We start from the raw sequence: 24,495 nt of genomic DNA, 5'->3' as shown, positions 1-24,495 counted from the left end.
TTTAGCTCCGATCGTTACATCATGCATCAAAATGTAACGTCATGGAACCCTTTGCGGCGAAGAACTCGCAGGTTTGTTGCGACTATTCATAGAACGATGGTAGGAATTGCCGGTGCATATCACCGCGAAGGTGGACTACGCCGTGCGGACTCTGGTCGAGCTCGCGGCAGTCGGTCCTGACCCGGCCAAGGCCGAGTTTCTCGCCAAATCCCAGGTAATACCCCACAAGTTCCTGGAAGCGGTGCTCTCGGACCTGCGGCGGGGCGGCTTGGTCAACAGCCGTCGAGGCCCGGACGGGGGATACTGGCTCGCTCGGTCCGCGGACGAGATCACGATTGCCGACGTCATACGAGCTGTCGAAGGACCGCTGGCTTCGATTCGGGGTCAGCGACCGGAAGACGTCGACTACGGGGGACCGGCAACGCCCCTCAAGGAGGTGTGGATTGCAGTGCGAGTCAACCTCCGTGCTGTGCTCGAAAATGTCACACTCACCGATGTTGCAGGTGGAGAGTTGCCCGAGTTCATTCACGAACTGACGGCAGATCCCGAGGCGTGGAATCGGCGCTGATACAGCCCGGTTTCAGTGTGCTCGTCGACGCGGAACTGCCATAGGAGCAGTGTTCGCGGTGTTGCCTCCCGCGGATTTTGCGTCGTACATCAGATGATCGGCTGCAACGATTGCTCGGGAGAACTCGTTGTAGTCGAACTCTTCCTGATGTGGGATGAAAGGTAGCGTCGCTGCGCCGACGCTGACCGTGGCCAGGGGGTCGTCGGAGGCGTTCACCACGGCTTTGGGGAGCGTCGCGATTCGTTTGCGAAGTCCGTACGGAGTACCGATCATCACAACGGTGAACTCCTCGCCGCCGGTGCGCGCGGCGTAACCGAAACCGTTCACATGCGCCTGCAGGCGCGTTCCGGTCCGGATGATGACGGCGTCACCGACTTCGTGGCCGAACGTGTCGTTCACCGCCTTGAACTTGTCGATGTCGACGACGGCAACAGCAATGTCGGCACGATTTGCCGACGCGACCGACCAGATGCGCTCCGACATGTCCCACAGTCCTCGTCGGTTCAACAGGCCGGTAAGCGCATCCACTTTGGATCCCGTTGCGCGCGCGAGTAATTGCCGCCAAGTGAACTGAATTGTGGCCGGAATGAAGATCACGGCACACAGGACGACGTCCGTGCGTGCGATCACGCTGGTTGTCGAGTAGTCGCCGTTCGTCAGGCCGAGCACCGTCAGGGCGATGACAAATGTCGTGGCAAAGGCGAGATGGAAGGCCAACCAGCGGTAATCGAGAAAATAGGTGAAGTAGGCGCCGGTGGCGACAAAGAGTGCCGCGCCGAAGAGGGCGGCGTTATGGCTGGTGAAGGTGATGAGAACCGAGGCAGTTCCGAGATCCGCCCACAGTCCGTAGAGCTTGAGCATGCGTGAACCTCTGATTCGGCCGACAAACCAGAGAATCGTAGGGATCAGGTTGACGGCCGCAATGCCGACGAGCCAACTGCGCGCAAACGGTCCGTCCGGGCCCTCTCCGCTGAGGAGAAACAGGAACGCCACGATCGAGAAATTGAGTGAGCAGAACCCGATGGTGAGACGGACGAGACGTAGTACGGAGCCTCGTCCGGACTTCGATCCCCACAGCATCACCGTGGACGAAACCGGCCAGGTGTGCAGGAGCGGGTCCATCAGATTCCTTCGCCGAGCAAATTACGGTTAATTCACCGCAAAGTATGTCAGGCCATGTTGATTCACGCGTCAACTTGGCAGGCGGCGTCAGGCTGCGGAGTTGCTCGCAACTCTCTCCGTCGCGCTGTTCAGGCATTTGCCGTGCGTGAGTGTGAGGTACGCCTCGAGTTTCCGTGCCGTGTGTTCGATCGCACAATATTGCAGACCTCTGCAAAGTTGCAGAGCTCTGCAAGTTCGGTACCGTGTTGGGGTGATCATCGAACAAGGCCTTCGTGACCGCAAGAAGGCAGCAACCCGTGCCGCACTCAGCGGCGCGGCAGCACGGCTCGCTCGTGCGCTGGGGATCGAATGCGTCACCGCTGACGCAATCGCCTCCGAGGCCGGAGTGTCGACGAGGACGTTCCACAACTACTTCTCCAGCAAGGAGGAGGCAGTGCTCGCCAGTTTCGAGGAATCGGTGAACCTGTGGATCGAGGCGCTTGCGTCGCGGCCCGCGGACGAACCTATTCTCGACGTCCTCGAAGAACTTGTGGTCGAAATCGTGAACGACTCAGGTCCGAGTGGGAGTGAGAAGGCAAGTATCTGGCTGCTGTCGGATTCGAGTCCCGCGCTCTACCGGGATGCCGCAGACATGCATCAGCGGATCAACCGTGCAGTAGTTCAGGCATTGGCGGAACGCACCGGTACCGACGCCGAGAAGGACCTGTACCCGACGCTCCTCCTGGGAGCGGTGGGCGGAGCCGCTAAATCGGTGATCGACGTCTGGACTGGCGGAAAGTCGGAGGCTTCCAGTCCGGAAGAGTTGGTTCACGACGCTTTTAGGCAGATTCGTGCCGGGTTGCCCGCGCCGCCGCCTGCCCCTGAGATGTCGCGTCCCTGAGATGTCTCGTCTCTGAGCCCCACACGTAATACCTGTCCACGTACACGCACCGAAACAGCAAGGAGCCCGTCGTGGCCACCTATCTTTATCGGATCGGCAAGTTCGCCTACCGGCGAAAAGGCGCGGTCCTCAGCGTTTGGCTGATAATCCTGGTCCTGATGGGCGTCGGGGCAGCGACTCTGTCCGGCCCCACCAAGGATTCGTTCTCCATTCCGGGAACCCCGGCGCAGCAGGCGCAAGACCTGATGGCGGAGCGTTTTCCAGACGCGCCCAATCCTATGGATTCGCTGAGCGCGCGATACGTAGTGCAAGCTCCGGCAGGCACGACGCTGGCCGATCCGGCGAACGTCAAGGCCATGGACGACATGCTCGCGAGTATTCGTGGCATCGACAAGGTCGCCGACTCTGCCAAGGTGGACCCGGCGACTGCCACTCCGGAACAGGCCGCGAAGGCGTTGGTCAATCCGGTTACCGGCAACGACTCCATGGTTGCGATGTTCAAGGAAAAGGCTGCTGCGGCTGGATCTTCCGAGACACAGGCCGTGGACGACGCGCGTGCGTTGTCGCCGCTCAGTGCCGACGGCACAGTCGGGTACGTCGAGGTTCCGTTCAGCGGTGACTTCGCCGATCTCGATCAGGCGTTGCGTGATTCGATCAACTCCGCAGCCGATGTCGGTCGGGCCGAGGGACTCAACGTCCAGGTCAGTGGTTCTGCTGCTCAGGAAGCGGAGATGCCCGGTGGTGTCACCGAGCTGATCGGTATCGCCGTTGCCGCAGTCGTTCTGGCCATCACGTTCGGTTCGCTTGTGGCCGCAGGGCTTCCGCTCCTCACCGCGATCATCGGTATCGCTATCGGCAGCCTCGGAATCACGGTTGCCACCGGATTCATGGATCTCAGTTCGATGACTCCGACGCTGGCGATCATGATCGGTCTGGCCGTGGCGATCGACTACTCGCTGTTCATCATGTCCAGGTTCAGGCATGAGCTCACCCTCACCGACAACCGTGCCGAAGCAGCAGGTCGCGCTGTCGGAACTGCCGGTTCCGCAGTGGTATTCGCTGGTTTGACGGTCATCATCGCGCTGGTTGCATTGCGCGTCGTCGGCATCCCGTTCCTCTCCGATATGGGTGCGGCAGCGGCCTTTACCGTGCTGATCGCGGTTCTGATCGCCTTGACCTTGCTGCCTGCGATCCTGGGTATGTTCGGACGCAAGGCTTTTGCCGGCAAGATTCCCTTCCTCAGCAAGCGCGCAGAGGAGTCCGAAGACGAAGATTCGGGCAAGCCGAAGTTGGCTCTGCGCTTCATCAGTGCCGTCGTCCGTCGTCCGCTCGTGCCGCTGATCGGTGGAGTAGTGCTTCTGGGCGCATTGGCTCTGCCCGCAACGGGATTGAGCCTGGCACTGCCGTCGGAGGCCACCGGTGACCCGGCGACCAGTGCGCGTCAGGCATACGACCTGATCGACGAGGGCTTCGGTGACGGTCGCAACGGACCGCTCATCGCCGTTGTCGACGCGAAGGGGGCCAGCGTTCCCGCCGGGGAGGCCTTTGCGGAGGTCGTCTCGACCATCTCGGGCTTCGATGACGTCCAGAACGCACAGGTCGTCGGGGTCAACGAGGCCGGCGACACCGCGCAGGTACTGATCACTCCGAAGAGTGGTCCGACCGACCCCGCCACGATGGATCTGGTGTCCAGCCTTCGTGGAGCCGAAGGCGGACTCAACGATTCGATCGGCGTCAGCTACGGCATCACCGGTCAGACCGCACTCGAAGGCGACGTCTCGGACACGCTGAAGGATGCATTGGTGCCCTACCTGGCCGTCGTCGTCGGCCTTGCATTCATCTTGTTGCTCTTGGTGTTCCGTTCGATCCTGGTTCCGCTGACGGCGACGCTCGGCTTCCTGCTCAGCGTGCTCGCGACATTCGGTGCGACGGTGGCGATCTTCCAGCACGGTTGGTTGGGCATCATCTCGAACCCGCAACCACTCGTGAGTTTCATGCCGATCTTCCTGATCGGTGTGGTGTTCGGACTCGCGATGGACTACCAGGTGTTCCTCGTGACGCGTATGCGTGAGGAGTACGTCCACGGCGCGAGCGCGAAGGAGGCCGTGACCATCGGCTTCAACCATGGCGCCCGGGTCGTCAGTGCGGCCGCGGTCATCATGATCTCCGTGTTCGGTGCCTTCATCGCGGAACCGAACTCGTTCATCAAGTCGATCGGCTTCGCGCTTGCCGCGGCGGTGTTCTTCGACGCCTTCATCGTGCGCATGGTGATCATCCCGTCCGTCATGGCACTGCTCGGCGACAAGGCGTGGTGGTTGCCGAAGTGGCTGGACAAGATTCTGCCGAACGTCGACATCGAGGGTGAGAAGCTCAGCAAGGCCCTCCGTGAAGAAAAGGAAGCGGAGCTTCAGTCCGCATCTGCTTGATCTCTGCTGTGCGCCTTTATTAACCCCCCGCGGTTAATAAAGGCGCACAGCAGTTTTTGTGTATCGAAATATCCAGCGGCACATGTCGGCCAGGATTGGTAACCTTCGCTCACTATGCTGATCAGGCTGCTGCGCACTTATCTGATGCCGTACCGGGGTGAACTCACGGGCGTTGTCGTCCTGCAGTTTATTTCGACTATGGCGGCCCTTTACCTTCCGAGTCTCAACGCCGACATCATCGACAACGGCGTGACGAAAGGCGACACCGGCTACATCCTCTCCACCGGCGGGATGATGCTGATGGTCACGCTCACGCAGATCCTGTGCTCGGTGGGTGCCGTCTTCTTCGGTGCGCGAGTCGCCATGGGCGTCGGACGCGATCTCCGGGCTTCGGTGCTGCATCAGGTCGGGACCTTTTCGGCCCGAGAGGTCGGGCACTTCGGTGCGCCTTCGCTGATCACCCGCAACACCAACGACGTCCAGCAAGTGCAGATGATGGTCGTGATGAGTTGCACCATCCTCGTCATGGCGCCGATCATGTGCGTCGGCGGCATCATCATGGCTCTGCGTCAGGACCTGAATCTGTCCTGGATCCTGGGGATCAGCGTCCCGCTTCTCGTAGTCTCGATGGGTTTCCTGATTGCCCGGATGGTCCCCGGATTCAGGGTCATGCAGGGCCGCCTCGACGCCGTCAACCGTGTTCTTCGCGAACAGATCACGGGCATCCGCGTCGTCCGAGCGTTTGTACGGGAACCGTACGAGGTAGAGCGTTTCGGCGATGCCAACCGTGAGCTGACGGAGACTGCACTCGGCGTCGGCCGCCTCATGGCACTGATGTTCCCGCTCGTGATGCTGATCAGCAATGTCACCAGCGTCGCGGTCATCTGGTTCGGTGGCCATCAGATCAACGAGGGCTCGATGCAGATCGGCTCGCTCACCGCGATGCTCAGCTACATCATGCAGATCCTGATGGCCGTCATGATGGCCACCTTCATGGCGGTGATGCTGCCGCGTGCGTCGGTGTGCGCCGAACGTATCTCCGAGGTGCTCGACACGGATTCGTCGGTGATTCCGCCCGAGAACCCGGTCCGAGAACTGAAGGACCCGGGAGTCGTCGAACTTCGTGGCGCTCAGTTCCAGTTCCCCGGAGCCGAGGAACCTGTATTGCGCGACATCACGTTCCGTGCCGAACCCGGCAAGACGACGGCGATCATCGGCGGCACCGGATCGGGAAAGACCACTCTGCTTAACCTGATTCCGCGGTTGATCGACTCCACCTCCGGATCGGTATCGGTGGGAGGAGTCGACGTCCGCGACATCGACACGGAACTGCTCTGCTCGGTGATCGGTCTCGTCCCGCAGAAGCCGTATCTGTTCTCGGGCACTGTCGCCACCAATCTCCGCTACGGAAACCCCGAAGCTACCGACGAATGGCTGTGGGAGTGCCTCGAGATCGCCCAAGCTGCCGACTTCGTCCGCGCCATGCCCGAAGGCCTGGACACACCGGTGGCACAAGGCGGTACGACGGTATCGGGCGGTCAGCGTCAGAGACTCGCCATCGCCAGAGCGTTGGTGCGTAAGCCACAGATCTATCTGTTCGACGATTCCTTCTCGGCACTCGACCTCACTACTGATGCGAGGCTGCGTGCGGCGCTCCGGCCGGTCACGCAAGACGCCTGCATCGTCGTTGTCGCGCAGCGTATTTCCACCATCGTGGAAGCCGATCAGATCATCGTGCTCGACGACGGCGCCATCGTGGGGATCGGCACGCACGACGAACTCGTGGTCAGTTGTCCCACCTACGGCGAAATCGTCGCCTCTCAGCTAGCCGTACAGGACGCATCATGAGCAATCGACCGACTTCCTCGCCTCCCATCGGCCCGCCCGGCGGCGGCGATCCCACAAAGAAGGCCATGAACTTCGGCCCTTCGCTCAAACGTCTCCTCGGTCGCTTGAGCCCCGACAAGCCGATCGTCGTCCTGATCTTCGCTTTGGTGACCGCAAGCGTCGTACTTTCCTCGATCGCTCCGAAGATCCTGGGAAACGCCACCAACCTGATCTTCGACGGAATCGTCAGCAAGCAACTCCAGCCGGGGACGACCAAGGAACAGGCTGTCGAAGGATTGCGCGCTTCGGGGCAGGGTCAGCTCGCCGACATGGTGTCCGGCATGGCAGTTGTGCCTGGTACCGGAATCGATTTCGACGCAGTCGGCAAGGTCTTGATGATCGTGCTGCTGCTGTTCGTCTGCGCGTCGCTGTTCAGTTGGCTGCAGGCGTATCTGCTCAACATCGTGGTCCAGCGAACCGTTCGTCGTCTGCGTGAGGACGTCGAGCAGAAGATTCACCGACTTCCCTTGCGGTACTTCGATACCCATGCCCGCGGTGATGTTCTCTCACGCGTGACCAATGATATCGACAACGTCGCGCAGAGCTTGCAGCAGACGCTCAGCCAGTTGGTCATGTCGGTGATGACCGTCCTCGGCATTCTGGTGATGATGCTGTGGATCTCACCTCTGCTCGCCTTGATCGCGGTGGCAACTGTTCCGCTGTCGATCATGGTGACGGCGTTTATCGCGAAGCGTTCACAGAAGCACTTCGTGGCGCAGTGGAAGAGCACCGGCGGAATCAACGCGCAGGTCGAGGAAGCATTCAGCGGCCACGAGTTGGTCAAGGTGTTCGGTCGCCAGCAGGAGGTCGAGGAGCGCTTCCGCAAGCAGAACGAGGATCTGTACGAGTCCAGCTTCAAGGCGCAGTTCATCTCCGGTCTGGTCATGCCGGCCGTGATGTTCCTGGGCAACCTCAACTACGTCGCCATCGCAGTGGTGGGTGGCATGCGCGTCGCATCCGGAACGATGACGCTCGGCGATGTGCAAGCGTTCATCCAGTACTCGCGGCAGTTCACCCAGCCGCTCACGCAGATAGCGTCGATGACCAATCTGCTGCAGTCCGGCGTCGCTTCGGCCGAGCGGGTCTTCGCGCTGCTCGACCAAGACGAGCAGTCGGAGGACCCGAAGAGCGCGAAGTCGCCCACTGTCGACAAGGGTCGCGTCAAGTTCGAGAACGTCACCTTCAGTTACAAGCCGGAACAGCCGCTGATCGAGGACCTGTCCCTGACTGCCGAGCCGGGCCAGATGGTTGCGATCGTCGGACCCACCGGCGCAGGCAAGACCACCCTCGTCAACCTCATCCTGCGGTTCTACGAACTCAATTCGGGCCGAATCACTTTGGACGGCATCGACATCGCCGACATGACGCGAGACGATCTGCGCTCACGGATCGGCATGGTTCTGCAGGACGCATGGCTGTTCGGTGGAACCATCCGCGAGAACATCGCCTACGGCAAGCCTGGTGCCACCGACGAGGAGATTCGTCGCGCGGCCGAGATGAGCTACGTCGACAAGTTCGTGCACTCTCTGCCTGAGGGTTACGACACGGTCATCGACGAGGAAGGCAGCAACGTCAGTGCCGGCGAGAAGCAGCTCATCACCATCGCCCGCGCCTTCATCTCGCAGCCGTCCATCCTGATCCTCGACGAGGCGACCAGTTCGGTGGACACACGCACCGAACTGCTGGTCCAGAGCGCCACCGCGGTTCTGCGCAACGACCGCACCAGCTTTGTCATCGCGCACCGTCTTTCGACAATTCGTGATGCGAACCTGATCGTGGTGATGGAGGAAGGCCGGATCGTGGAGCAGGGGAGCCATGAGGCTCTGCTCGAATCCCGCGGCGCGTACTTCCGTCTGTACAACAGCCAATTCGTGGGCGCGGAGATCTGATGCCTCAGTAGACTGGAGCAGACTTGGTCCGCTGGGTGGACCACATTCTGTGTACTGGAGGCGCTCGGCGATGCATTCGTTGCTGGGGAAAGCGCGCCTGATACTCGATTCCTTCGATGCGGATTCGGGTGCGCTGTCGCTGACCGAACTTGCGAATCGGAGTGGTGTTGCGAAGGCGACGGTGCATCGAATAGCCGGTGAACTGGTGTCTCTTGGTCTACTGGAACGGGTCGGAACCAAGTACAGGTTGGGGTTACGGCTCTTCGAACTGGGGCAGTTGGTTCCTCGTCAACGTATTCTGCGCGAGGTGTCCTTGACGTATGTGCAGGATCTTCACGCGGCGGCCCGGGAGACGGTTCACCTCGCGATTCGCGACGGCCTCGATGTTCTGTACATCGACAAGATCTCCGGTCATCACGGGGTGGACCTGCCGTCGCGGGTGGCTGGCCGGCTGCCGATGTATGCCACGGCAACCGGCAAAGCGATACTCGCGTACTCACCGGATTCCGTTTTTCGAGCGGTAACAGGCAACGGATTTGTCGAGTTCACCGATCGGACGGTGAACTCGGAAGACGGGTTACGTAGGCAACTCGACGCTGTTCGTTCGCAGCAGTTGGCGGTCGAGACCGAGGAGGTTCGCCTGGGAACATCGAGTATCGCTGCCCCGATCTTCGGTGGACTTGGTGAAGCAGTTGCCGCGATCGGTGTGTCGAGTCCGCGGTATCGAATGGACACCGAGCGTTTTGCCGAACCGTTGCGCGCGGCGGCCGAAGGGATCAGCCGGAAGGTATCGGTTCTCGAACGCTCGGCATAACCGTTTTATCGACGCACGCAGAGCAGCGCGATCACGCCGAGAACCGAAGCCCCGGTCATGGAGATGGCCACGGCAAGACTGGTGTTGCCGAGAAGGCCGACGATGGGCGCAACCACAGCGGCAGCGCCGAACTGCGCAAATCCGATCAGCGCGGCTGCTGAGCCTGCGGCTTCTCCGTGACGGGACAGTGCAACCGCCGGTGCGTTGGGCATGACAAAACCCGTTGCGCAGAGCATCAGCAGGATGGGGACGGCAAACCCGACGAATCCCCACGAGTTGGTGGCGGCAACAACAACAAATGCAGCGCCGACGGCACTACTGCCCCACATTGCCCAGATCGTGATGGAATTCGGCGACCACCGGCCGAGAAGCACGACGTTGAGCTGGGACGAACCGATCAGAACGACGGCGCCGCCGGCAAAGGCAAATCCGTATGCGGTGGGGCTCAGTCCGAACTGTTCCTGCATCACGTAGGACGACGCGGCGATGTACGACCACAAAACGCCGCGGCCGAGACCGCACACGAGCACCAACACCATGAAGTGGGCATCCTTGCCGAGCGCAATGTAGTTTCGCGCGATGGCGCCGATGCCCTTGCCCGACCGATTCTCGGGTGGAAGTGTTTCCGGCAGCGATACTGCCGCGAGTGCGATCATCGCGATGCCCAGGATGAAGAGAGCGAGAAAGACTCCGCGCCACTGTGTTACGGACATCAGTGCCCCGCCGATGGAGGGGGCCAGGATGGGCGCTACGCCCATGACCAACATCAGCCGCGAAAGTACAACTGCCGCATCGTGTCCGGTGAATAGATCACGAACGATTGCCATCGCGATCACGCCTGTCGCGGCGGCGCCGAAACCTTGAAGGGTTCGCAGCGCAGTGAGGACTTCGATGGACGGAGCAAAGAAGCAGGCCAACGACGCGCCGACGTGAATTACTGTGCCCACGAGCAGGGGACGTCGACGTCCGTAGATGTCGGACAGTGGGCCGATGAGCAACTGGCCGAAAGCCAGACCCAGCAGTGTGCCCGTCAGGGTCAGCTGAACCATCGTGTCCGACGTGCCGAATTCCTGCGTGATCTGTGGCAGCGCAGGAAGATACATGTCGACGGTGAACGGCCCGAGGGCGGTGAGAATTCCGAGAAGCAGTACCAATCGGATCCGTGCACCGCCCGTCGGGGCGATCACTGTTCGTTCAGTTGTGCTGTTGGTCAAGGAAACCCGAAACTACACTGTAGTAGTCGTATGGTCGTTCTTCCTGAAGATGATGCGACGCCTTGTCCATGATGTAGAGATGGCCATGGGGAATCATCCGCGCAAGCATGAGCGGGTAGTCCGGGGTGAGGAATGCGTCGTGCATGCCCCAGGCGAAGAGCGTCGGCGCCTGGATCTGGCCGAGTTCAGCTGTGAGATCCTGCCAATCGCCACGAGGTGAGTCCGCCGAGGCAGCCAGGGCCATTTCTTCGGGGTCGAGACTTTGCTCGTATCGCATCTGGAGGGTTTCGGCGGGCAACTTCGATCCGTCGAACCATTCGAGACTGGTGATCAAGGTGCGGAGTTTTTCGAGGGTGGGGCCGGTGCCGCCGTAGTAGACGTCGCGGGCGTTGCGGCCACGACGGCCATCCTCGGGGAGCGGCGCGAGTGGACCGTAGAAGACGGGCATGCTGCCCGTGATCACCAGGGAGCGAACGCGTTCCGGGTACTTTGCCGCAAGATTGAGCGCTATGGTGCCGCCCCACGAGTTGCAGACGAAGTCTGCGCGTTCGATTCCGAGTTCGTCGAGCAGGGCAACCACCTTGGCGGCGTGGAAGTCCCACATTGGGCCGGCGATGGTGCACTTGTCGGACCGACCGTATTGCAGCAGATCAACGAGAATCGCTCGTCGATCCGAGGCGAAGAGCGGTGCCACTGGCCCGAAGTCGGACCACGCAGTGCAGCCGGGGCCGCCTCCGTGCAGGAAAATCGTGGGGTCGCCCTCGCCGAGGTCGTAGTAATGGAATGTGACGCCATCTGCTTTGGCGTACAAGCTCTTCGGTTGATCAGCCATGGCTATACCTGACCTCGAGGTGAGCGGTATGGGAAGTATCGCGGTCCGGCAGGCGAACCCGGTTCGTGGCTGTGAGACTTCCGAATGCCTAGCGTGCTGGCATGAGAACAGAACTCGAGCACGCGCGTGATCGCGCGGAGGCGATGATCGGTACGCGGGAAACGCGAGAGTTGGGAACGGTGCGTCCGGCGGAGTCGGTTGCGTTTGCGGTTGCCACCGCCGAGACGGACCCCCGGTTTCTCGACCCGGAGCACCCGGCATTTGCCGTCCATCCGATGTATCTGCCTTCGCTTTTGCGAGGACCGCAAGGTGGCTCCGATCGAGAGTACCGAGCAGACGGCATGTTCCGTGACGAAGTGCCGGGCACAGACGGTATCGACGTGCGCTTGATGGCCGGCGGGCAGAGTGTGACTTTCTTGCGACCTGCCCCGCTGGGTGAGGCTGTCGTCGTAGGGCGAGTACTCGATACCGTGACGACCAAGGGCCGGGCTCCGGACGAGTTTCTGCTGCTCTCGGTCACCAAGACTTACCGGGGTGCGCAGTCCGGCGCATTCGCCGAGGTCGTCGAGAAGTTCATCGTCCGATGACCGAAACAGTAGTCGTGGGCACGCCGATCGAATCGGTGACCTTGGTCTGCGATCCGGTTCGGATCCTTCGATTCGGGGCGTCGACGCACAATTCGCACCGTATTCACTACGACGCCTCCTATGCGCAGACGGAGGGGTTGTCCGCACCGGTGGTCATGGCCCAGTTGCAGGGCACGCTGTTCTTTCGTGCCGCGTCACACTTTGCCGGTGGATACGAAGGAGTTGTGTCCGTCTCCTGGCAGAATCGTGCGCCCGCGCCCGTCGGAACCACACTCGAGGTGTCGGGTGAAGTGTCCCAAATCAACAGTGACCAACTAACTTTGGCATTGCGGGAGCATTCGGACAATGGCGTGCTGTGTGCCGTCGGAACCGCTGTGGTGGTCCGGGTCTGCTGAGCGAACCGAATCCATTGGCGTAGACCGCAATCTCACCCAAGATCTGTTTCATTCAAACGTTCAGTGTCGAGAGGACTTCACATGACTGGTGTCGAGGCGTCGGAAGCCACGTTCGCGCTGCCCGAGCGGCCACGAGCGGCCGGTCGGCAGGATTGGACGGCATGGCCGGGTTACAACGCAGCCGGCAGCGGATACCGCGGTTACTGGTACCCGGTCACGTGGTCGAACCACATCACCAAAGACCCCAAGAGCTTCACCATCTGTGGCGAAAAGCTGGCGATCATCCGCGACGCAGGCAAGGCATATGCCCTGCACGATCGGTGCCCGCACCGCGGCGTTCCGTTGTCCGAGGGCGATCAGCAGTTCCCGGGAACTGTCAGCTGCCCGTACCACGGCTGGACGTACCGGCTCACTGACGGCAAGCTGGCCGCGGTCATCACCGACGGTCCGGATTCCAAGATCTGCGGCAAGCTGAACGTCCAGACCTATGCGATCGAGGAGCGACTCGGTCTGGTGTGGGTGTACATCCCGATCGCCAACGAGCCGGCGCCGTCCATCGACGACCAGTTGCCGCGTGAGCTGGTGGAGAACAAGGGTATCGTCGGTGGTCGGATTCAGCCCCGAGAAGGCAACTGGCGCTTCGCATGTGAGAACGGTTTCGACGAGGGACATGCGAAGTACCTGCACCGCACCGCATTGTGGCGTCTGTTCAAGCCGATGCCGACGTGGAACATCACGAGCATCGTTCCGGAGGGACGCTGGATCTACCGCGTGCAGGAAGAGGTGTACTGGGAGGCGGAATTCCCGGGCGTGGGAACCTGGACGAACAAGCGGTGGTGGAAGAAGAAGCCGGACGAGACCCAGATTTCGCAGATCGGAAACGTCGGCGCCGGTCTGGACGTCAATCCTGTGATCGCAGCTCAGAACTTCCCCGGTTTTGCTTCACTGTCCATGCCGGGTGTCCTGCGCATCGCGTACCCCAAGTTCATTCACTACGAGTTCTACGTCCCGGTGGACGAAGACAACCACAAGTACGTCGGCCTCATGGTCAACTTCGTCTCCGGCGCAGCAAAATTGGGCTTCTACGCCAAGTACCTCGGCGCGATCCGCTGGCTGTTCCACGGTCAGTTCTCGGGTCAGGATGCGTGGATGGTCGAGGTCACCGACGCACCGCCGGAGAAGCTGTACCGACCGGACGTGTCGCTGACGACGTGGCGAAATCTGGCAGAGGAAGAGTACGCCGAGAAGATCGCCGACGCGGCCAAGCACACCCCCAAGGCGCCGGTCAGGCCCACCCGAGAGCGCCGGACGCCAACGCCCCGCTCGGCCCCTGTCGCCGACGCTCAGATTCCCACCGGCACCAGCGAATAGGAGAGATACATGTTCAAGATTCTGACGGCTGTCGCTATCGGTGCCGCTGTTGCAGTGGCAGTTCCCAAGCTGTGGCAGCTGGCCGGCGAGCGCAGCAATACTCAGGTACATCAGGTCAATCCATGACCACTGCGAGGGCCGATGCTCTCGCAGGCCTAGGCGACGAGCGCCGGGAATGGGTCGAGCGAGCCTACGCCCATGTCGATCGTGCGCGATTGCGGGATCTCGCCACTTCGGTGGTCAACATTCCCAGTCCGACGGGTGACGAAGCACCGCTGGCCCGCCACATCACGGCGGTCCTGGCAGCGTCGGGCATCGAGGCCCACACAATGGATCTCGATGATCGGCAGGCGAACTCGTGGGGAAGGCTCCGCGGTGACGGGTCCGGACCGGACCTGTTGCTGTATGCGCCGATCGACACCGTCACGACCGGCGATCCGGCGGAAGACCTGCCGTGGGTGGGAAATGAGCTGCGAGCGGATCTGACGCCGCACGCCCAGTTCGACGAGAACTACGTGATCGGATTGGGTGCGTCGAACCCCAAAGGCCACGCCGTCTGCATTGTCGCGGCGGCCGAAGCAATTGCCGCAGCCGGTATTCCGCTCCGCGGTGACCTGGTGCTCGGATTCGGCGCCGGTGGTATGCCGACCAATGCCCGCCCCGGTGTCGGAAACCCCCGACGCAACACCGGCCAGGGCGTCGGCTGCTCGTTCCTCCTGGAACAGGGAGTGTGGGCGGACTGCGCGTTGATCGCCAAGCCCGGCTGGACGGTTTCCTGGGAAGAAGTGGGACTGGCCTGGTTCGAGATCACGGTGCACGGTCTGCACACCTACGTCGGCTCGCGCCACCGGTTGCCGTACCGCAACGCGATTACCGCAGCCGGCGAGGTGGTCGCCAAGTTGGAGGAATGGTTCCCGAAGTACTCGGCGGCGCATCAGGACGGTTTGGTTGCGCCTCAGGGGATCGTTGCCAACATCCGCGGCGGGTGGGAGCGAACAGCGTCGTTCACCCCCGAGCAGGTGCGCCTTACCGTTGATCTACGGCTCAGCCCGCGGACGACGCCCACCGCGGCCAAGCGCGAACTCAAAGCCGTCGTTGCGGAGATCGCACAATCGCTGGATCTGCAGATCGACATCGAACAGGTTCTTGCCATCCCCGGTGAGGGTTCCGACCCTCGAATGTGGTTGCGCCGCGCCGCAGTCCACGCGTGGGAAGCTGCCGAAGGAGAGCCGCATCAGGACTTCTTCGACGCGAGTGGAGCCACCGACGCAAACATCCTGCGCAGCCGCGGCATCCCGACGATTCGGGTGGGTATGCCCAAGGTGGTCGACGCACCGTTCGAGGTGGACTTCGCGATGGGGATGAACACTGTGGACCTGGCTGCGGCGGAGAGATTTACGAAGTATCTGATCCGAGTGGCCCTCGACACCGTCACCCGCTCGCTCGAGGAAGTAGGAATCGACTGATGGCGAAGATAGTTCTGGGTATCGGTGCCTCCCACAGCACCTTGATGAACACCCATTGGGAAGAGACGACGCACAAGGCGGAGGCCGAACGCTTCCGGGACGCGCTGTATCTGAGCCGGGAGAAGATCGCGGCGTCGAAACCCGATGTTGTCTTGATTCTCGGCTCCAACCACTTTCGCGGTTTCTGGCTGGATCTGATTCCGGCGTTCACTCTCGGCGTCGGAGAGTGCATTTCCAGTGGCGAGTCAGGAACACCCAAGGGGCCGCAACGGGTCGACGTGGAGTTCGCCAGGCACCTTGCAAACGAGCTGATCGAAGGTGGCCGGTTCGATCTTGCCTACTCGGCGCGATTGCAGATCGATCATGGTCAGTCTCACGCGATTCAGTACCTTCTCGACGGAATCGATGTTCCGATAGTTCCGTTGGTGGTCAACGTATTCGCGCCGCCCCTCCCGACGTTCAAGCGATGTGAGGAAGTGGCGAAGGCCCTGCGGGATGCCGTTGCGTCGTATCCGGCGGATACCCGGGTCGTGGTGATCGCGTCCGGTGGATTGTCTCATCGTCTGCCCTGGCCGGACTGGCGGGATCCGCACGGTGAGGACGAGGATTTCATGGTTCAAGCCTGGCTGGACGGCCGGGAGAACTGGTCCGACTACGACGTCCGGCGACGCCAGATCATCCGCGCAGCCGATGCCGCGATCACTCCGGAGTTCGATGACCGAATTCTTGATCTGTTTGCCAGCGGCAAGGCAAGTGAGCTTGCCGAGTTCACGACGCAGCAGATCGAAGACGAGGCGGGCAACGGTGCGCAGGAGTTGCGGACCTGGCTCATGATGGCCGCGATGCTCGACTACGTTCCGGGTGAACGCCTTGCCTACGAAGCGATTCCCGAGTGGCTCACCGGTATGGGTGTCACGATTCTCGATCCAGCTGGAACAGACAGCGCAACAACATAATCTGCACCTTCAGTAAAGGAAGTTTCTCTGATGACAATCTGGAACGAACTTGCCGGGCTCGATTTCGAGTTGACGACCGTCGACGCCGGCGGTGTGCCCACGCGCTCTCTGCAGGCAGGATCCGGTGACGAGGCCGTGATCTTCCTGCACGGCACCAGCGGACACCTCGAGGCATTTGCACGCAATATTGCACCGCACGCCGAGTCTTACCGGGTTCACGCGATCGACATGCTCGGCCATGGTTACACCGGCAAGCCTGACTACCCGTACGAGATTCCGCGCTACGTCGAGCATTTGGTGAACTACCTCGACGCGGTCGGACTGGACCGTGTGCACTTGGTGGGTGAAAGCCTCGGTGGTTGGGTCGCTGCCTACCTGGCCAGCGAGCAGCCCGAACGTGTTCTGTCGCTGCAGTTGCTGGCAGCAGGCGGAACAGTCGCGAACCCGGTAGTCATGGAGCGCATCAAGACGTCGACCGCGAAGGCCGTCCAGAGTGACGACATCGAATTGACCCGCGCACGTATGCAGTTGCTCATGCATGATCCCGCCGATGCAACCGAGGAATTGGTTCAGGCTCGTCACCGGATCTACCATCAGCCTGACTTTGTCGCCAACATCCACAACCTCCTTTCCTTGCAGGAGATGGAGGTTCGCCAGCGGAACCTGCTGCGCCCGGATCGAATGGCACTCATCAAGGCGCCGACTCTTGTGGTCTGGGGTCAGGAAAATCCGTTCGGTGATGTTCCGGAAGCGAAGAAGATGGCCGAGGATATTCCGGGCGCTCAGCTCGAACTCTACTCGGAGTGCGGTCACTGGCCGCAGCACGAGCAGGCAGCGAAGTACAACCCGCTGAGCCTCGAGTTCTTGGCAAAGGCATCAGCCAGCGCGAAGGCAGCTATCTGAGAAGTTCCTGCCAAATATGCTGCTGCGTAATGGAGCCGGTCTCTCGATTGGGAGGCCGGCTTCCGCGTTTTCGAAGGTACAGTCATCGTCTTACAGCGAAGGAGTTCTCGTGAAGAAAGTACTTCTGCTGACGGCCGACGCCGACAACGGACTCGGTACCGCAATCCGTGACGCCGTCAGGGGTGAGGCGGAGGTAGTTCGATTACCTGAGCGCACCACGGGGGCGCTCCGTGCGGAGTTGCCGACATGCGACGTCGTGGTGGGGGACTGGAGTGGTGATCTGCCACTGGGCAAGGAGGAAGCAGAGCTCGGCCGGAATGTGCTCCTCGTCCAACAGCCTGGTGCCGGAACCAATTTCATCGATGCCGAAGCCTGGCGCGCCGCCGGAGTTCCGGTGGCGAATACTCCCGGTGCAAACGCGAACTCGGTTGCGGAGTGGGCAGTGCTCGCGGCAGGTGTGTTGTGCCGCTCCATGTTCTGGGCGCACAACGAGGTTACCGATGGTCGATGGCCACAGGAATCCATCCTGACGCGCGATTGCCGCGATCTGGCGCAGCGCCGGGTCGGCGTCGTAGGTGTTGGTTCGATCGGCCGCCGGTGTGCAGAATTGTTTGCCGCCTTCGGTTGCGACGTCTACGTCACCGCGCGTTCGAGACCGCGTGACACTGTGGCTGCGACGTTTGTGTCACTCGACGAGTTACTGCCTCTCGCGGATGTCCTGGTGCTGGCCGTCCCGCTTACGGAATCAACTCGGGGACTGATCAATTCCCATCGAGTTGCGCAGTTGCCCACCGGAGCGATCGTGGTCAATGTGGCGCGCGGCGCTGTCGTCGACGACGCGGCATTGGCGCGTGCCTTGCGTTCCAGGCATGTCGGCGGCGCTGCCCTCGATGTGTTCGACGTTGAACCACTACCGATTTCGAGCGCGCTCCGTGGATTCGATTCGACCCTCCTGAGCCCGCACGTCGCCGGCGGCAGCGCCGGAGCGCGTGCGTCGGTCTATTCGATGACGGCGCAGAATGTCGCCAGTGCGCTGCGCTCGCAGACAATTCGGTGGACATTGTGATTCGGTGGACATTGTGATCGAGGGCCGTGTTACCGAAGTATTTCGGTCCGCACGTTCCTCCAGGTGCAGTGTTTCGCCGAGGTAAGTTCCTGTCCCCGGTCCGCACGGTGGACCCGGTTGGTTCTCGGGTGTAGGTACACACAGCTAGGTTTGCTCTCCACGACCCGCAACTGCGGCACAGATCACAAACAAAGGTGTGAGTAGATGGCCTCGCTGTCAAAGTTTGGAAGGACTGCTCTTGTTTCGGCTGCGCTGCTGCTGACCGTTGCAACCGGCGCATGCAGCCGCCCGGCGACGCAAAGCACAGCTGATTCCGCCGGAAGTGGACCACTGCGTATCGCAGTCGGAATCGATGCTTCCTACGCTCCGTTCTTCGTAGCGGATCAGGAAGGCATGTTCGACGCTGCCGGTTTGGACGTCGAACTCGTCCAGTTCGGTCGTGGTGGCGAGGCCGTCGACGCACTCTCGACCGGGCAGGTCCAGATCGCCGGTAGCTCCGATACGACAACGATCGCCCAGTTGCGTCAGAATCCGTCGTTGCGCGCGATGTACTCGTACGAGGCGTCGGGTGACTACATCAAGGTCGTGCTGCGTAACGGTGTCGACTCACCGGCTGCGATCAAGAAGATGGGCATCGTCCCGGGTCTCAGCCAGATTTCGACGGACAAGTACCTCGCTGCCAATTCCATTGCCCCCGGTTCGGTCGAGATGATCTCGGCGACCCCGACGGACATGCCCGCACTGCTCAGTCGCGGCGACATCGACGGGTTTGTCCTGTGGGAGCCGTGGCCGGCCACCGCCCTGGATCAGGGAACCGGCCACGTGGTGGCAGTAACCGGAGACTACGGCTGGTTCTATCATCATTGGGCGATCACGACGGCTCCGTGGTTGTCGGCCAACGAAGAGACAGCGCGAACCGTCGCGAAGGTGCTCGACGAGGCAACGCGCAAGGTCGAGTCGGATCCGGGCGTGGCAGCGTCCGCGACCAAGGCGGCTGTGAACGTCAGCGAGGATCAGACTATTGCCGCGGTGGACGAGATCGACTTCGCCGTGGTGAATCTCGAAGCTGCGGATGTCGAGTCGGCTCAGTCGATCGTAGATTTCTACAAGTCGATCGGTGTTCTCAGCGACCAGCCGGATCTCGAATCGGCAATGCTTCTGGATTGGTACAAGGATGGTGCACAGTGAGTATCGCAACAAGTGGTTCAACGACCAGCTCGACGAATAGCGCGGGGACAGCCGGCCCCGGCAAGAAGAACACCGGTGTTGCCATCGACGTGGTCGACCTCGGAATCAGCTTCGGCGCGGCGGAGATCGTCGCCGGAATCGACATGCACGTGCAGCCAGGTGAATTCGTCTGTCTGCTCGGTCCGAGTGGCTGCGGCAAGTCGACGCTGCTGTCGTCCATGGCCGGCTTCGTGGAACCCAGCGCCGGCGAGATCGTGTGCGACGGAGATGTCGTCGCCGGCAGTAACCGCCACGCCGGCATGGTGTTTCAGAGCTCCGAAGCGTTGTTCGAATGGATGACCGTGAGCCAGAACGTGGCCTATGGCCCCAGGATGCGTGGAGCGAACCGCAGCGAGCAGGCGAGTATCGCGGCCGAGTACCTCGCGATGGTCGGCTTGCCCCACGCGGGTGCGAAGTTCCCCTCGCAGCTGTCCGGCGGTATGCGGCAACGTGTTCAGATCGCACGAGTTCTTGCCAACCAGCCGTCGTTGGTTCTCATGGACGAGCCGTTCGGTGCGTTGGACGCTCAGACTCGTCAGGTTCTGCAGACCGAACTCGACCGTATCTGGCGGCACACCCGCTGCACCGTGGTATTCGTGACTCACGATATCGACGAGGCGCTGACGTTGGCTGACCGTGTGATCGTGATGTCGGCCGGCCCGCGGGCCCGGATCAAGAGCGTCTACGAGGTCAATGCGGCTCGTCCGCGAGACCGCAACGATCCCGAGGTGATCGAGCTCTACGAGAAGCTGCGGGACGACATTCGGGCAGAAGTGGTTGCGTCGCTGCGGAACCAAGGCATTGAGGAGGACGAGCTGTGACGGCTGTAGTGACCGGTGGTTCAGCCGGTGTGAGAACAGCGAAGGTGGCGGAGACAAAAAAGCGTTCGTCGGCGCGGCGATCCAAGATTGTCAAAGCGACGCTGATGTATGCAGCCTCAGCGGCAATCGGTTTGGGCATCTGGTCGTTCCTGGCGTGGTGGTACGGGCCGACCACCATTGCATCACCGGCCGAAGTATGGTCGGCGGCACAGGAACTGTGGGAGAGCGGCGTTCTGTGGTCGTCGATCACCGCATCGGGTCAGCGAATTCTCATCGGCTGGTTCCTGGGTGTCGTGATCGGTGCTCCCGTCGGAATTCTGATGGGCCGCATTTCCATCGTGCGACAGCTCCTCGATCCGTACATCGAGTTCTTCCGGTTCATTCCGCCTATTGCGTTTGTCACTCTCGCCGTCGTCTGGTTCGGCATCGGTGAGACGTCGAAGGTTGTTCTGATCTTCTACACCTCGGTATTCATCGTCACGGTCAGCACGATTGCCGCGACTGTAGCGATCAGCGAGAACAAACTGCAGGCAGCGGCAAATCTTGGTGCCAACAAACTTCAGATCATGAAGACGGTGGTCTTGCCGTCGTCGATCCCCGGCATCGTCACGGGCGCTCGCCTGGCGATGGGCAACAGCTTCCTCACCATCGTGTCGGCGGAGATCGTCGCCGCCGACCAGGGTATCGGTTCGATGATCTGGCAGGCTCGAAACTACGGCCGGATCGACTGGACGTTCGTCGGCATCATCGTCCTGGGCATCATGGGCTTCATCTTCGACCGGATTCTCCGCATTCTGTCCTCGCGGTACCTCGCCCGTTACGGCGTCAAATAGTCAGGAGCGCAGCATGAATCACCCGCTGAGCATTGCCGAGCAGGCCGGAATTCCGGGACCGCCCGAGTTCACCGATATCGAGAGTGAGCGGCGACGTCGCAAGACCGCTGTCATCGGCGGGTATCGGATTTTGTCGAAATTCGGTTTGGACGAGGGAATCTCGGGACATATCACCGCCCGAGACCCAGAAGATCCGGAGACTTTCTGGACTGCGCCGTTCGGGCGGCACTTCTCCCAGGTTCAGCCGGAGGAATTGCTGCATGTGGCGTCGGACGGCGCGGTCATTTCCGGAGACGGACCGCTCAACCGAGCAGCGTTTGTCATCCACAGCAAGGTTCACGAGGCTCGTCCCGACGTCATCGGAGCTGTTCACGCTCACGGTTTGAACGGTAAGGCGTTCTCCTCGCTGCACACCCGCCTCACGCCGATCACTCAGGACGCGTGCGCCTTTCACGAGGATCACTCGATCTACGAGGAGTATCACGGGGTGGCGCTGGACGAAGAGGAGGGGATTCGCATCGCGGATGCCCTCGGATCGAACAAGGCCGTGATCCTCACCAACCACGGTCATCTGACCGTCGGAACTTCCGTGGAGAGCGCAGTGTGGTGGTATGTGTCGATGGAGCGGTCGATGCAGGCGGAGTTGACGGCGCGAGCCGCCGGTGATCCGGTTGTCCTGCACGAGAAGATCGCGGCGCAGACCTACGAAGCAGTCGGCACCGAGAAGGTGGGGTGGTTTGCGTACTCGACCATCATCCAGAAGATCGCAGCAGACGAACCCGAGGTATTCGCGCACTGAATTCTTCGCGCACTGAATTCCTGCGAGCATTGGGCCCGTCGACCGAGAGGTCGGCGGGCCCTTTTCGTGTTGTCCCGCAACTGTTACCGAGGTCTGTTGAGCGGACCGGTTTCATTTGCGTGAGTCCGTCGGCGCAATACGGTATCGAGTGTGAACAAAACGTCTTCCACGGCGACCGACAACGAGATCGGCGTCGATATTCTGATCATTGGTGCCGGCCCCGCCGGGCTGTACGGCGCGTACTACGCAGGCTTCCGCGGCCTCTCGGTTGCCGTGATCGATGCCCTTGCGGAACCGGGGGGACAGGTCAGTGCGATGTACCCGGAGAAGGCGATCCTCGACATCGCGGGATTCCCTTCGGTCAAGGGACGCAACCTCATCGAGGGTTTGATGGCGCAGGCTGCCCCGTTCGATCCGGTGTACCTTCTGGGCATGCAGGCTCGTGAGCTGTCGCATGACGACGACGGCCGGGTGCGGATCACCACCAGCACGGGCCAGGTCGTGGTGGCCGGCGCGGTTGTCATCACCGGCGGCATCGGAACCTTCACCCCGCGTCCGTTGGCGAAGGGTTCGGAGTTCATGGATCGGGGGCTGAGTTACTTCGTCCCGGATTTGTCGGCGCACACCGGGAAAGACGTTGTCATCGTCGGTGGCGGCGACAGCGCGTTCGACTGGGCCGTTCACCTGGAACCGATTGCCAAGTCCGTCACCCTGGTTCACCGGCGAGATCGTTTCCGCGCGCACAAATCCACAGTCGCCAAGGTGCAGGAAAGCAGTGTCCAGGTTCTCGTCAACGCCGATGTCTCGGCGGTACGTGGAAACGGGTGGATCGGCGAGGTCGACATCACCCACAAACAAGACAAGAGCACGTCCACGCTGCTCGCTCAATCCGTCATCGCTGCATTGGGATTCACGGCCGACCTCGGTCCGATGATGGAGTGGGGAATCGAGATCGACAATCGCCACATCGCGGTGAACACACGGATGGAGACGAATGTTCCGCGTGTGTATGCCGCCGGGGACATCACGGACTATCCCGGCAAGGTCCGCTTGATCGCCGTCGGTTTCGGCGAGGCCGCGACTGCGGTGAACAACGCTGCGGCAGTGCTGGATCCGGAAGCAGAAATCTTCCCTGGACACTCCACCGAACAGGAGAGCTAGGCAATGGCATTTGTCATCGGTGAAGCATGCATCGACTACACGGACCGATCATGCATGGAAGAATGCCCCGTGGATTGCATCTACGAGGGTGATCGCAAGCTCTACATCAACCCGAACGAATGCATCGATTGCGGCGCTTGCGAATTGGCCTGCCCGGTGGAGGCGATCACCGTCGACCGGAAAGCAGACCCGGATTTCAAGGAAGACAACAAGCGCTTCTTCCTCGAGGTCTTGCCTACCCGTAGCGAGCCCGTCGGAAATCCGGGTGGTTCGGCAAAGATCGACATCGTCGGCGTCGATACCCCGATGGTTGCGGCGTTCTGATGGCTGGCGGCCTGCAACTCGGATACGTTGATTCGTCTTTCGGGCAATTGCATTACGCGCAGCAAGGTTCGGGTGAGGCGATTCTCCTGCTTCATCAGGCGCCCCGGTCGTGGGACGAGTTCCGCGAGTTCATTCCACTCCTTGCCGACGACTTCCGCGTTGTCGCGATGGACATGCCGGGGTACGGCAACAGTGCTCCGGTGCCCGGCCCGCAGACCATCGAGACCTATGCGCGAGGCGCGTGGGAATTGCTCGACACCCTGGGCGTCGATCGAGTCACGGTCATCGGTCACCACACCGGTGCGGCAGTGGCGCTCGAGATGGCGGCATCACGCCCCGAGAGGGTGCACGCTGCCGTGCTCTCGTCGTGCCCGTGGACCGACCGCAACTACCGCGAGGGGCACTCGGGACCCGGTGGGATCGACTGCGTCGACCGGGCCGCAGACGGTAGCCATCTCACCAGGCTGTGGGAGATGCGTCGCCCCTACTACTCCGAACCAGGCACCGCACTGCTCGACAGGTTCATCCGAGACGCGCTTGCCTACCGGGTAGATCCGGCGGAGGGGCACAAAGCCTGCGCCCGCTACGTCATGGAGGCGAGAGTCGGTTCGGTGACTGCGCCGGTTTTGCTGATCGGCGCGCAGAAGGATCCCTTCTCGATGCCTAACATTGCGCCGTTGCGTGCACACCTGACGGGTGCGGCAGTGGTGGAAACGGAGATCGTCGAATCGGGGACCGTCGCACTCGTCGAGGAGCACGCTCCGCAGATTGCATCCGCCGTCCGCATGTTTCTGGAGAATTACGCAGGTAGGCGCCCCGTGTAAACTCTGCGGGACGGGTTCACTGAGCGGACCGTGTGGCGTGCGTCTCATCGTGTCGTCACCATAGTGTCAGTCTCGAAGCACCTGCACCTAACGAGGACCCCGACCGATCTCGGTCGTTGTGGCACTCGGT

General features: G+C 61.5%; 23 protein-coding genes. 20 read left to right on the top strand and 3 right to left on the bottom strand.

Features of this window, described 5'->3' with window-relative positions:
- Positions 1 to 112 precede the first annotated feature (112 nt).
- Complete coding sequence (locus tag ACN50D_RS24350) at positions 113 to 568, top strand: RrF2 family transcriptional regulator (RefSeq protein WP_003943908.1); 456 nt, start codon at positions 113 to 115, stop codon at positions 566 to 568.
- Positions 569 to 580: 12 nt separating this feature from the next.
- On the opposite strand, the gene ACN50D_RS24345 is transcribed toward ACN50D_RS24350, so the two are convergent.
- Entirely contained in the window at positions 581 to 1,690 is a 1,110-nt protein-coding gene (locus tag ACN50D_RS24345) for a GGDEF domain-containing protein (protein WP_020968182.1), read from the bottom strand.
- 250 nt (positions 1,691 to 1,940) lie between these two features.
- Here ACN50D_RS24345 and ACN50D_RS24340 point away from each other — a divergent pair, with 250 nt between their 5' ends.
- From ACN50D_RS24340 to ACN50D_RS24320, 5 genes are all read left to right on the top strand, one after another.
- Positions 1,941 to 2,570, top strand: a complete 630-nt coding sequence (locus tag ACN50D_RS24340) for a TetR/AcrR family transcriptional regulator (RefSeq protein WP_007731646.1) — start codon at positions 1,941 to 1,943, stop codon at positions 2,568 to 2,570.
- A gap of 71 nt (positions 2,571 to 2,641) precedes the next feature.
- Positions 2,642 to 4,996 carry an MMPL family transporter gene (locus ACN50D_RS24335; RefSeq protein WP_212633837.1) on the top strand — a complete coding sequence of 785 codons (2,355 nt, stop codon included), beginning with the start codon at positions 2,642 to 2,644 and terminating at the stop codon, positions 4,994 to 4,996.
- Between the two features lie 114 nt (positions 4,997 to 5,110).
- Entirely contained in the window at positions 5,111 to 6,844 is a 1,734-nt protein-coding gene (locus ACN50D_RS24330; RefSeq protein ID WP_054188631.1) for an ABC transporter ATP-binding protein, read from the top strand.
- Positions 6,841 to 8,772, top strand: a complete 1,932-nt coding sequence (locus tag ACN50D_RS24325; protein WP_007731644.1) for an ABC transporter ATP-binding protein — start codon at positions 6,841 to 6,843, stop codon at positions 8,770 to 8,772. Before ACN50D_RS24330 ends, ACN50D_RS24325 begins: the two co-directional genes overlap by 4 nt.
- Before the next feature lie 70 nt (positions 8,773 to 8,842).
- The gene (locus ACN50D_RS24320) at positions 8,843 to 9,586 is read left to right on the top strand and encodes an IclR family transcriptional regulator (RefSeq protein WP_212633838.1); all 744 of its coding nucleotides are present in this window, start codon (positions 8,843 to 8,845) and stop codon (positions 9,584 to 9,586) included.
- 5 nt (positions 9,587 to 9,591) lie between these two features.
- Here the strand turns inward: ACN50D_RS24320 and ACN50D_RS24315 are convergent, their stop codons facing one another.
- Together ACN50D_RS24315 and ACN50D_RS24310 are read right to left on the bottom strand one after the other, a co-directional pair.
- The gene (locus tag ACN50D_RS24315; protein WP_054780783.1) at positions 9,592 to 10,773 is read right to left on the bottom strand and encodes a multidrug effflux MFS transporter; all 1,182 of its coding nucleotides are present in this window, start codon (positions 10,771 to 10,773) and stop codon (positions 9,592 to 9,594) included.
- A 7-nt stretch (positions 10,774 to 10,780) separates the two neighbouring features.
- Positions 10,781 to 11,632, bottom strand: coding sequence for an alpha/beta fold hydrolase (locus ACN50D_RS24310; protein ID WP_007731641.1), 852 nt, complete (start codon positions 11,630 to 11,632; stop codon positions 10,781 to 10,783).
- A 101-nt stretch (positions 11,633 to 11,733) separates the two neighbouring features.
- Here ACN50D_RS24310 and ACN50D_RS24305 point away from each other — a divergent pair, with 101 nt between their 5' ends.
- The 14 genes from ACN50D_RS24305 (at position 11,734) to ACN50D_RS24240 (ending at position 24,365) form a co-directional block, all read left to right on the top strand.
- Positions 11,734 to 12,219: an FAS1-like dehydratase domain-containing protein gene (locus ACN50D_RS24305; protein ID WP_007731639.1), complete on the top strand. Its 486-nt coding sequence runs from the start codon at positions 11,734 to 11,736 to the stop codon at positions 12,217 to 12,219.
- Positions 12,216 to 12,614: a hypothetical protein gene (locus tag ACN50D_RS24300; RefSeq protein WP_007731636.1), complete on the top strand. Its 399-nt coding sequence runs from the start codon at positions 12,216 to 12,218 to the stop codon at positions 12,612 to 12,614. Before ACN50D_RS24305 ends, ACN50D_RS24300 begins: the two co-directional genes overlap by 4 nt.
- Before the next feature lie 81 nt (positions 12,615 to 12,695).
- Positions 12,696 to 13,985, top strand: coding sequence for an aromatic ring-hydroxylating oxygenase subunit alpha (locus ACN50D_RS24295; RefSeq protein ID WP_007731634.1), 1,290 nt, complete (start codon positions 12,696 to 12,698; stop codon positions 13,983 to 13,985).
- Between the two features lie 122 nt (positions 13,986 to 14,107).
- The gene (locus tag ACN50D_RS24290; protein ID WP_050655585.1) at positions 14,108 to 15,451 is read left to right on the top strand and encodes a M20 family metallopeptidase; all 1,344 of its coding nucleotides are present in this window, start codon (positions 14,108 to 14,110) and stop codon (positions 15,449 to 15,451) included.
- Positions 15,451 to 16,407 (top strand): 3-(2,3-dihydroxyphenyl)propionate dioxygenase, encoded by a 957-nt coding sequence (locus ACN50D_RS24285; protein WP_007731630.1) that lies wholly within the window; start codon positions 15,451 to 15,453, stop codon positions 16,405 to 16,407. Before ACN50D_RS24290 ends, ACN50D_RS24285 begins: the two co-directional genes overlap by 1 nt.
- A gap of 30 nt (positions 16,408 to 16,437) precedes the next feature.
- Positions 16,438 to 17,310, top strand: coding sequence for an alpha/beta fold hydrolase (locus ACN50D_RS24280; protein ID WP_019746500.1), 873 nt, complete (start codon positions 16,438 to 16,440; stop codon positions 17,308 to 17,310).
- Positions 17,311 to 17,419: 109 nt separating this feature from the next.
- Positions 17,420 to 18,376: an NAD(P)-dependent oxidoreductase gene (locus ACN50D_RS24275; RefSeq protein WP_212633839.1), complete on the top strand. Its 957-nt coding sequence runs from the start codon at positions 17,420 to 17,422 to the stop codon at positions 18,374 to 18,376.
- Between the two features lie 204 nt (positions 18,377 to 18,580).
- The gene (locus ACN50D_RS24270; RefSeq protein ID WP_007731624.1) at positions 18,581 to 19,564 is read left to right on the top strand and encodes an ABC transporter substrate-binding protein; all 984 of its coding nucleotides are present in this window, start codon (positions 18,581 to 18,583) and stop codon (positions 19,562 to 19,564) included.
- Complete coding sequence (locus tag ACN50D_RS24265; RefSeq protein ID WP_007731623.1) at positions 19,561 to 20,424, top strand: ABC transporter ATP-binding protein; 864 nt, start codon at positions 19,561 to 19,563, stop codon at positions 20,422 to 20,424. Before ACN50D_RS24270 ends, ACN50D_RS24265 begins: the two co-directional genes overlap by 4 nt.
- Positions 20,421 to 21,257 (top strand): ABC transporter permease, encoded by an 837-nt coding sequence (locus ACN50D_RS24260; RefSeq protein WP_019746502.1) that lies wholly within the window; start codon positions 20,421 to 20,423, stop codon positions 21,255 to 21,257. The genes ACN50D_RS24265 and ACN50D_RS24260 overlap by 4 nt, the downstream gene beginning before the upstream one ends.
- Positions 21,258 to 21,270: 13 nt before the next feature.
- Positions 21,271 to 22,056 (top strand): class II aldolase/adducin family protein, encoded by a 786-nt coding sequence (locus ACN50D_RS24255; RefSeq protein WP_054188628.1) that lies wholly within the window; start codon positions 21,271 to 21,273, stop codon positions 22,054 to 22,056.
- A gap of 150 nt (positions 22,057 to 22,206) precedes the next feature.
- Positions 22,207 to 23,217 (top strand): NAD(P)/FAD-dependent oxidoreductase, encoded by a 1,011-nt coding sequence (locus ACN50D_RS24250; RefSeq protein ID WP_007731607.1) that lies wholly within the window; start codon positions 22,207 to 22,209, stop codon positions 23,215 to 23,217.
- Between the two features lie 3 nt (positions 23,218 to 23,220).
- Entirely contained in the window at positions 23,221 to 23,541 is a 321-nt protein-coding gene (locus tag ACN50D_RS24245) for a DUF362 domain-containing protein (protein ID WP_007731605.1), read from the top strand.
- Positions 23,541 to 24,365 carry an alpha/beta fold hydrolase gene (locus ACN50D_RS24240; RefSeq protein WP_212633840.1) on the top strand — a complete coding sequence of 275 codons (825 nt, stop codon included), beginning with the start codon at positions 23,541 to 23,543 and terminating at the stop codon, positions 24,363 to 24,365. Before ACN50D_RS24245 ends, ACN50D_RS24240 begins: the two co-directional genes overlap by 1 nt.
- The last annotated feature ends 130 nt before the right edge of the window (positions 24,366 to 24,495 follow it).

Origin of the sequence: Rhodococcus sp. SB1D, from assembly GCF_048573875.1 — a bacterium.
Classification (GTDB): Bacteria; Actinomycetota; Actinomycetes; order Mycobacteriales; family Mycobacteriaceae; genus Rhodococcus_F; species Rhodococcus_F qingshengii.
The sequence above is the reverse complement of the archived record's forward strand: the minus strand, read 5'-3'. Positions and strand labels throughout refer to the sequence as shown.

Excerpts from the sequence above, each read along its gene's own strand:
- ACN50D_RS24255 (WP_054188628.1), top strand. The coding sequence starts at position 21,271 with ATGAATCACCCGCTGAGCATTGCCGAGCAGGCCGGAATTCCGGGACCG.
- ACN50D_RS24295 (WP_007731634.1), top strand. The coding sequence starts at position 12,696 with ATGACTGGTGTCGAGGCGTCGGAAGCCACGTTCGCGCTGCCCGAGCGG.
- ACN50D_RS24320 (WP_212633838.1), top strand. The coding sequence starts at position 8,843 with ATGCATTCGTTGCTGGGGAAAGCGCGCCTGATACTCGATTCCTTCGAT.
- ACN50D_RS24270 (WP_007731624.1), top strand. The coding sequence starts at position 18,581 with ATGGCCTCGCTGTCAAAGTTTGGAAGGACTGCTCTTGTTTCGGCTGCG.
- ACN50D_RS24240 (WP_212633840.1), top strand. The coding sequence starts at position 23,541 with ATGGCTGGCGGCCTGCAACTCGGATACGTTGATTCGTCTTTCGGGCAA.
- ACN50D_RS24325 (WP_007731644.1), top strand. The coding sequence starts at position 6,841 with ATGAGCAATCGACCGACTTCCTCGCCTCCCATCGGCCCGCCCGGCGGC.
- ACN50D_RS24285 (WP_007731630.1), top strand. The coding sequence starts at position 15,451 with ATGGCGAAGATAGTTCTGGGTATCGGTGCCTCCCACAGCACCTTGATG.
- ACN50D_RS24280 (WP_019746500.1), top strand. The coding sequence starts at position 16,438 with ATGACAATCTGGAACGAACTTGCCGGGCTCGATTTCGAGTTGACGACC.
- ACN50D_RS24245 (WP_007731605.1), top strand. The coding sequence starts at position 23,221 with ATGGCATTTGTCATCGGTGAAGCATGCATCGACTACACGGACCGATCA.
- ACN50D_RS24310 (WP_007731641.1), bottom strand. The coding sequence starts at position 11,632 with ATGGCTGATCAACCGAAGAGCTTGTACGCCAAAGCAGATGGCGTCACA.
- ACN50D_RS24305 (WP_007731639.1), top strand. The coding sequence starts at position 11,734 with ATGAGAACAGAACTCGAGCACGCGCGTGATCGCGCGGAGGCGATGATC.
- ACN50D_RS24300 (WP_007731636.1), top strand. The coding sequence starts at position 12,216 with ATGACCGAAACAGTAGTCGTGGGCACGCCGATCGAATCGGTGACCTTG.
- ACN50D_RS24345 (WP_020968182.1), bottom strand. The coding sequence starts at position 1,690 with ATGGACCCGCTCCTGCACACCTGGCCGGTTTCGTCCACGGTGATGCTG.
- ACN50D_RS24330 (WP_054188631.1), top strand. The coding sequence starts at position 5,111 with ATGCTGATCAGGCTGCTGCGCACTTATCTGATGCCGTACCGGGGTGAA.
- ACN50D_RS24290 (WP_050655585.1), top strand. The coding sequence starts at position 14,108 with ATGACCACTGCGAGGGCCGATGCTCTCGCAGGCCTAGGCGACGAGCGC.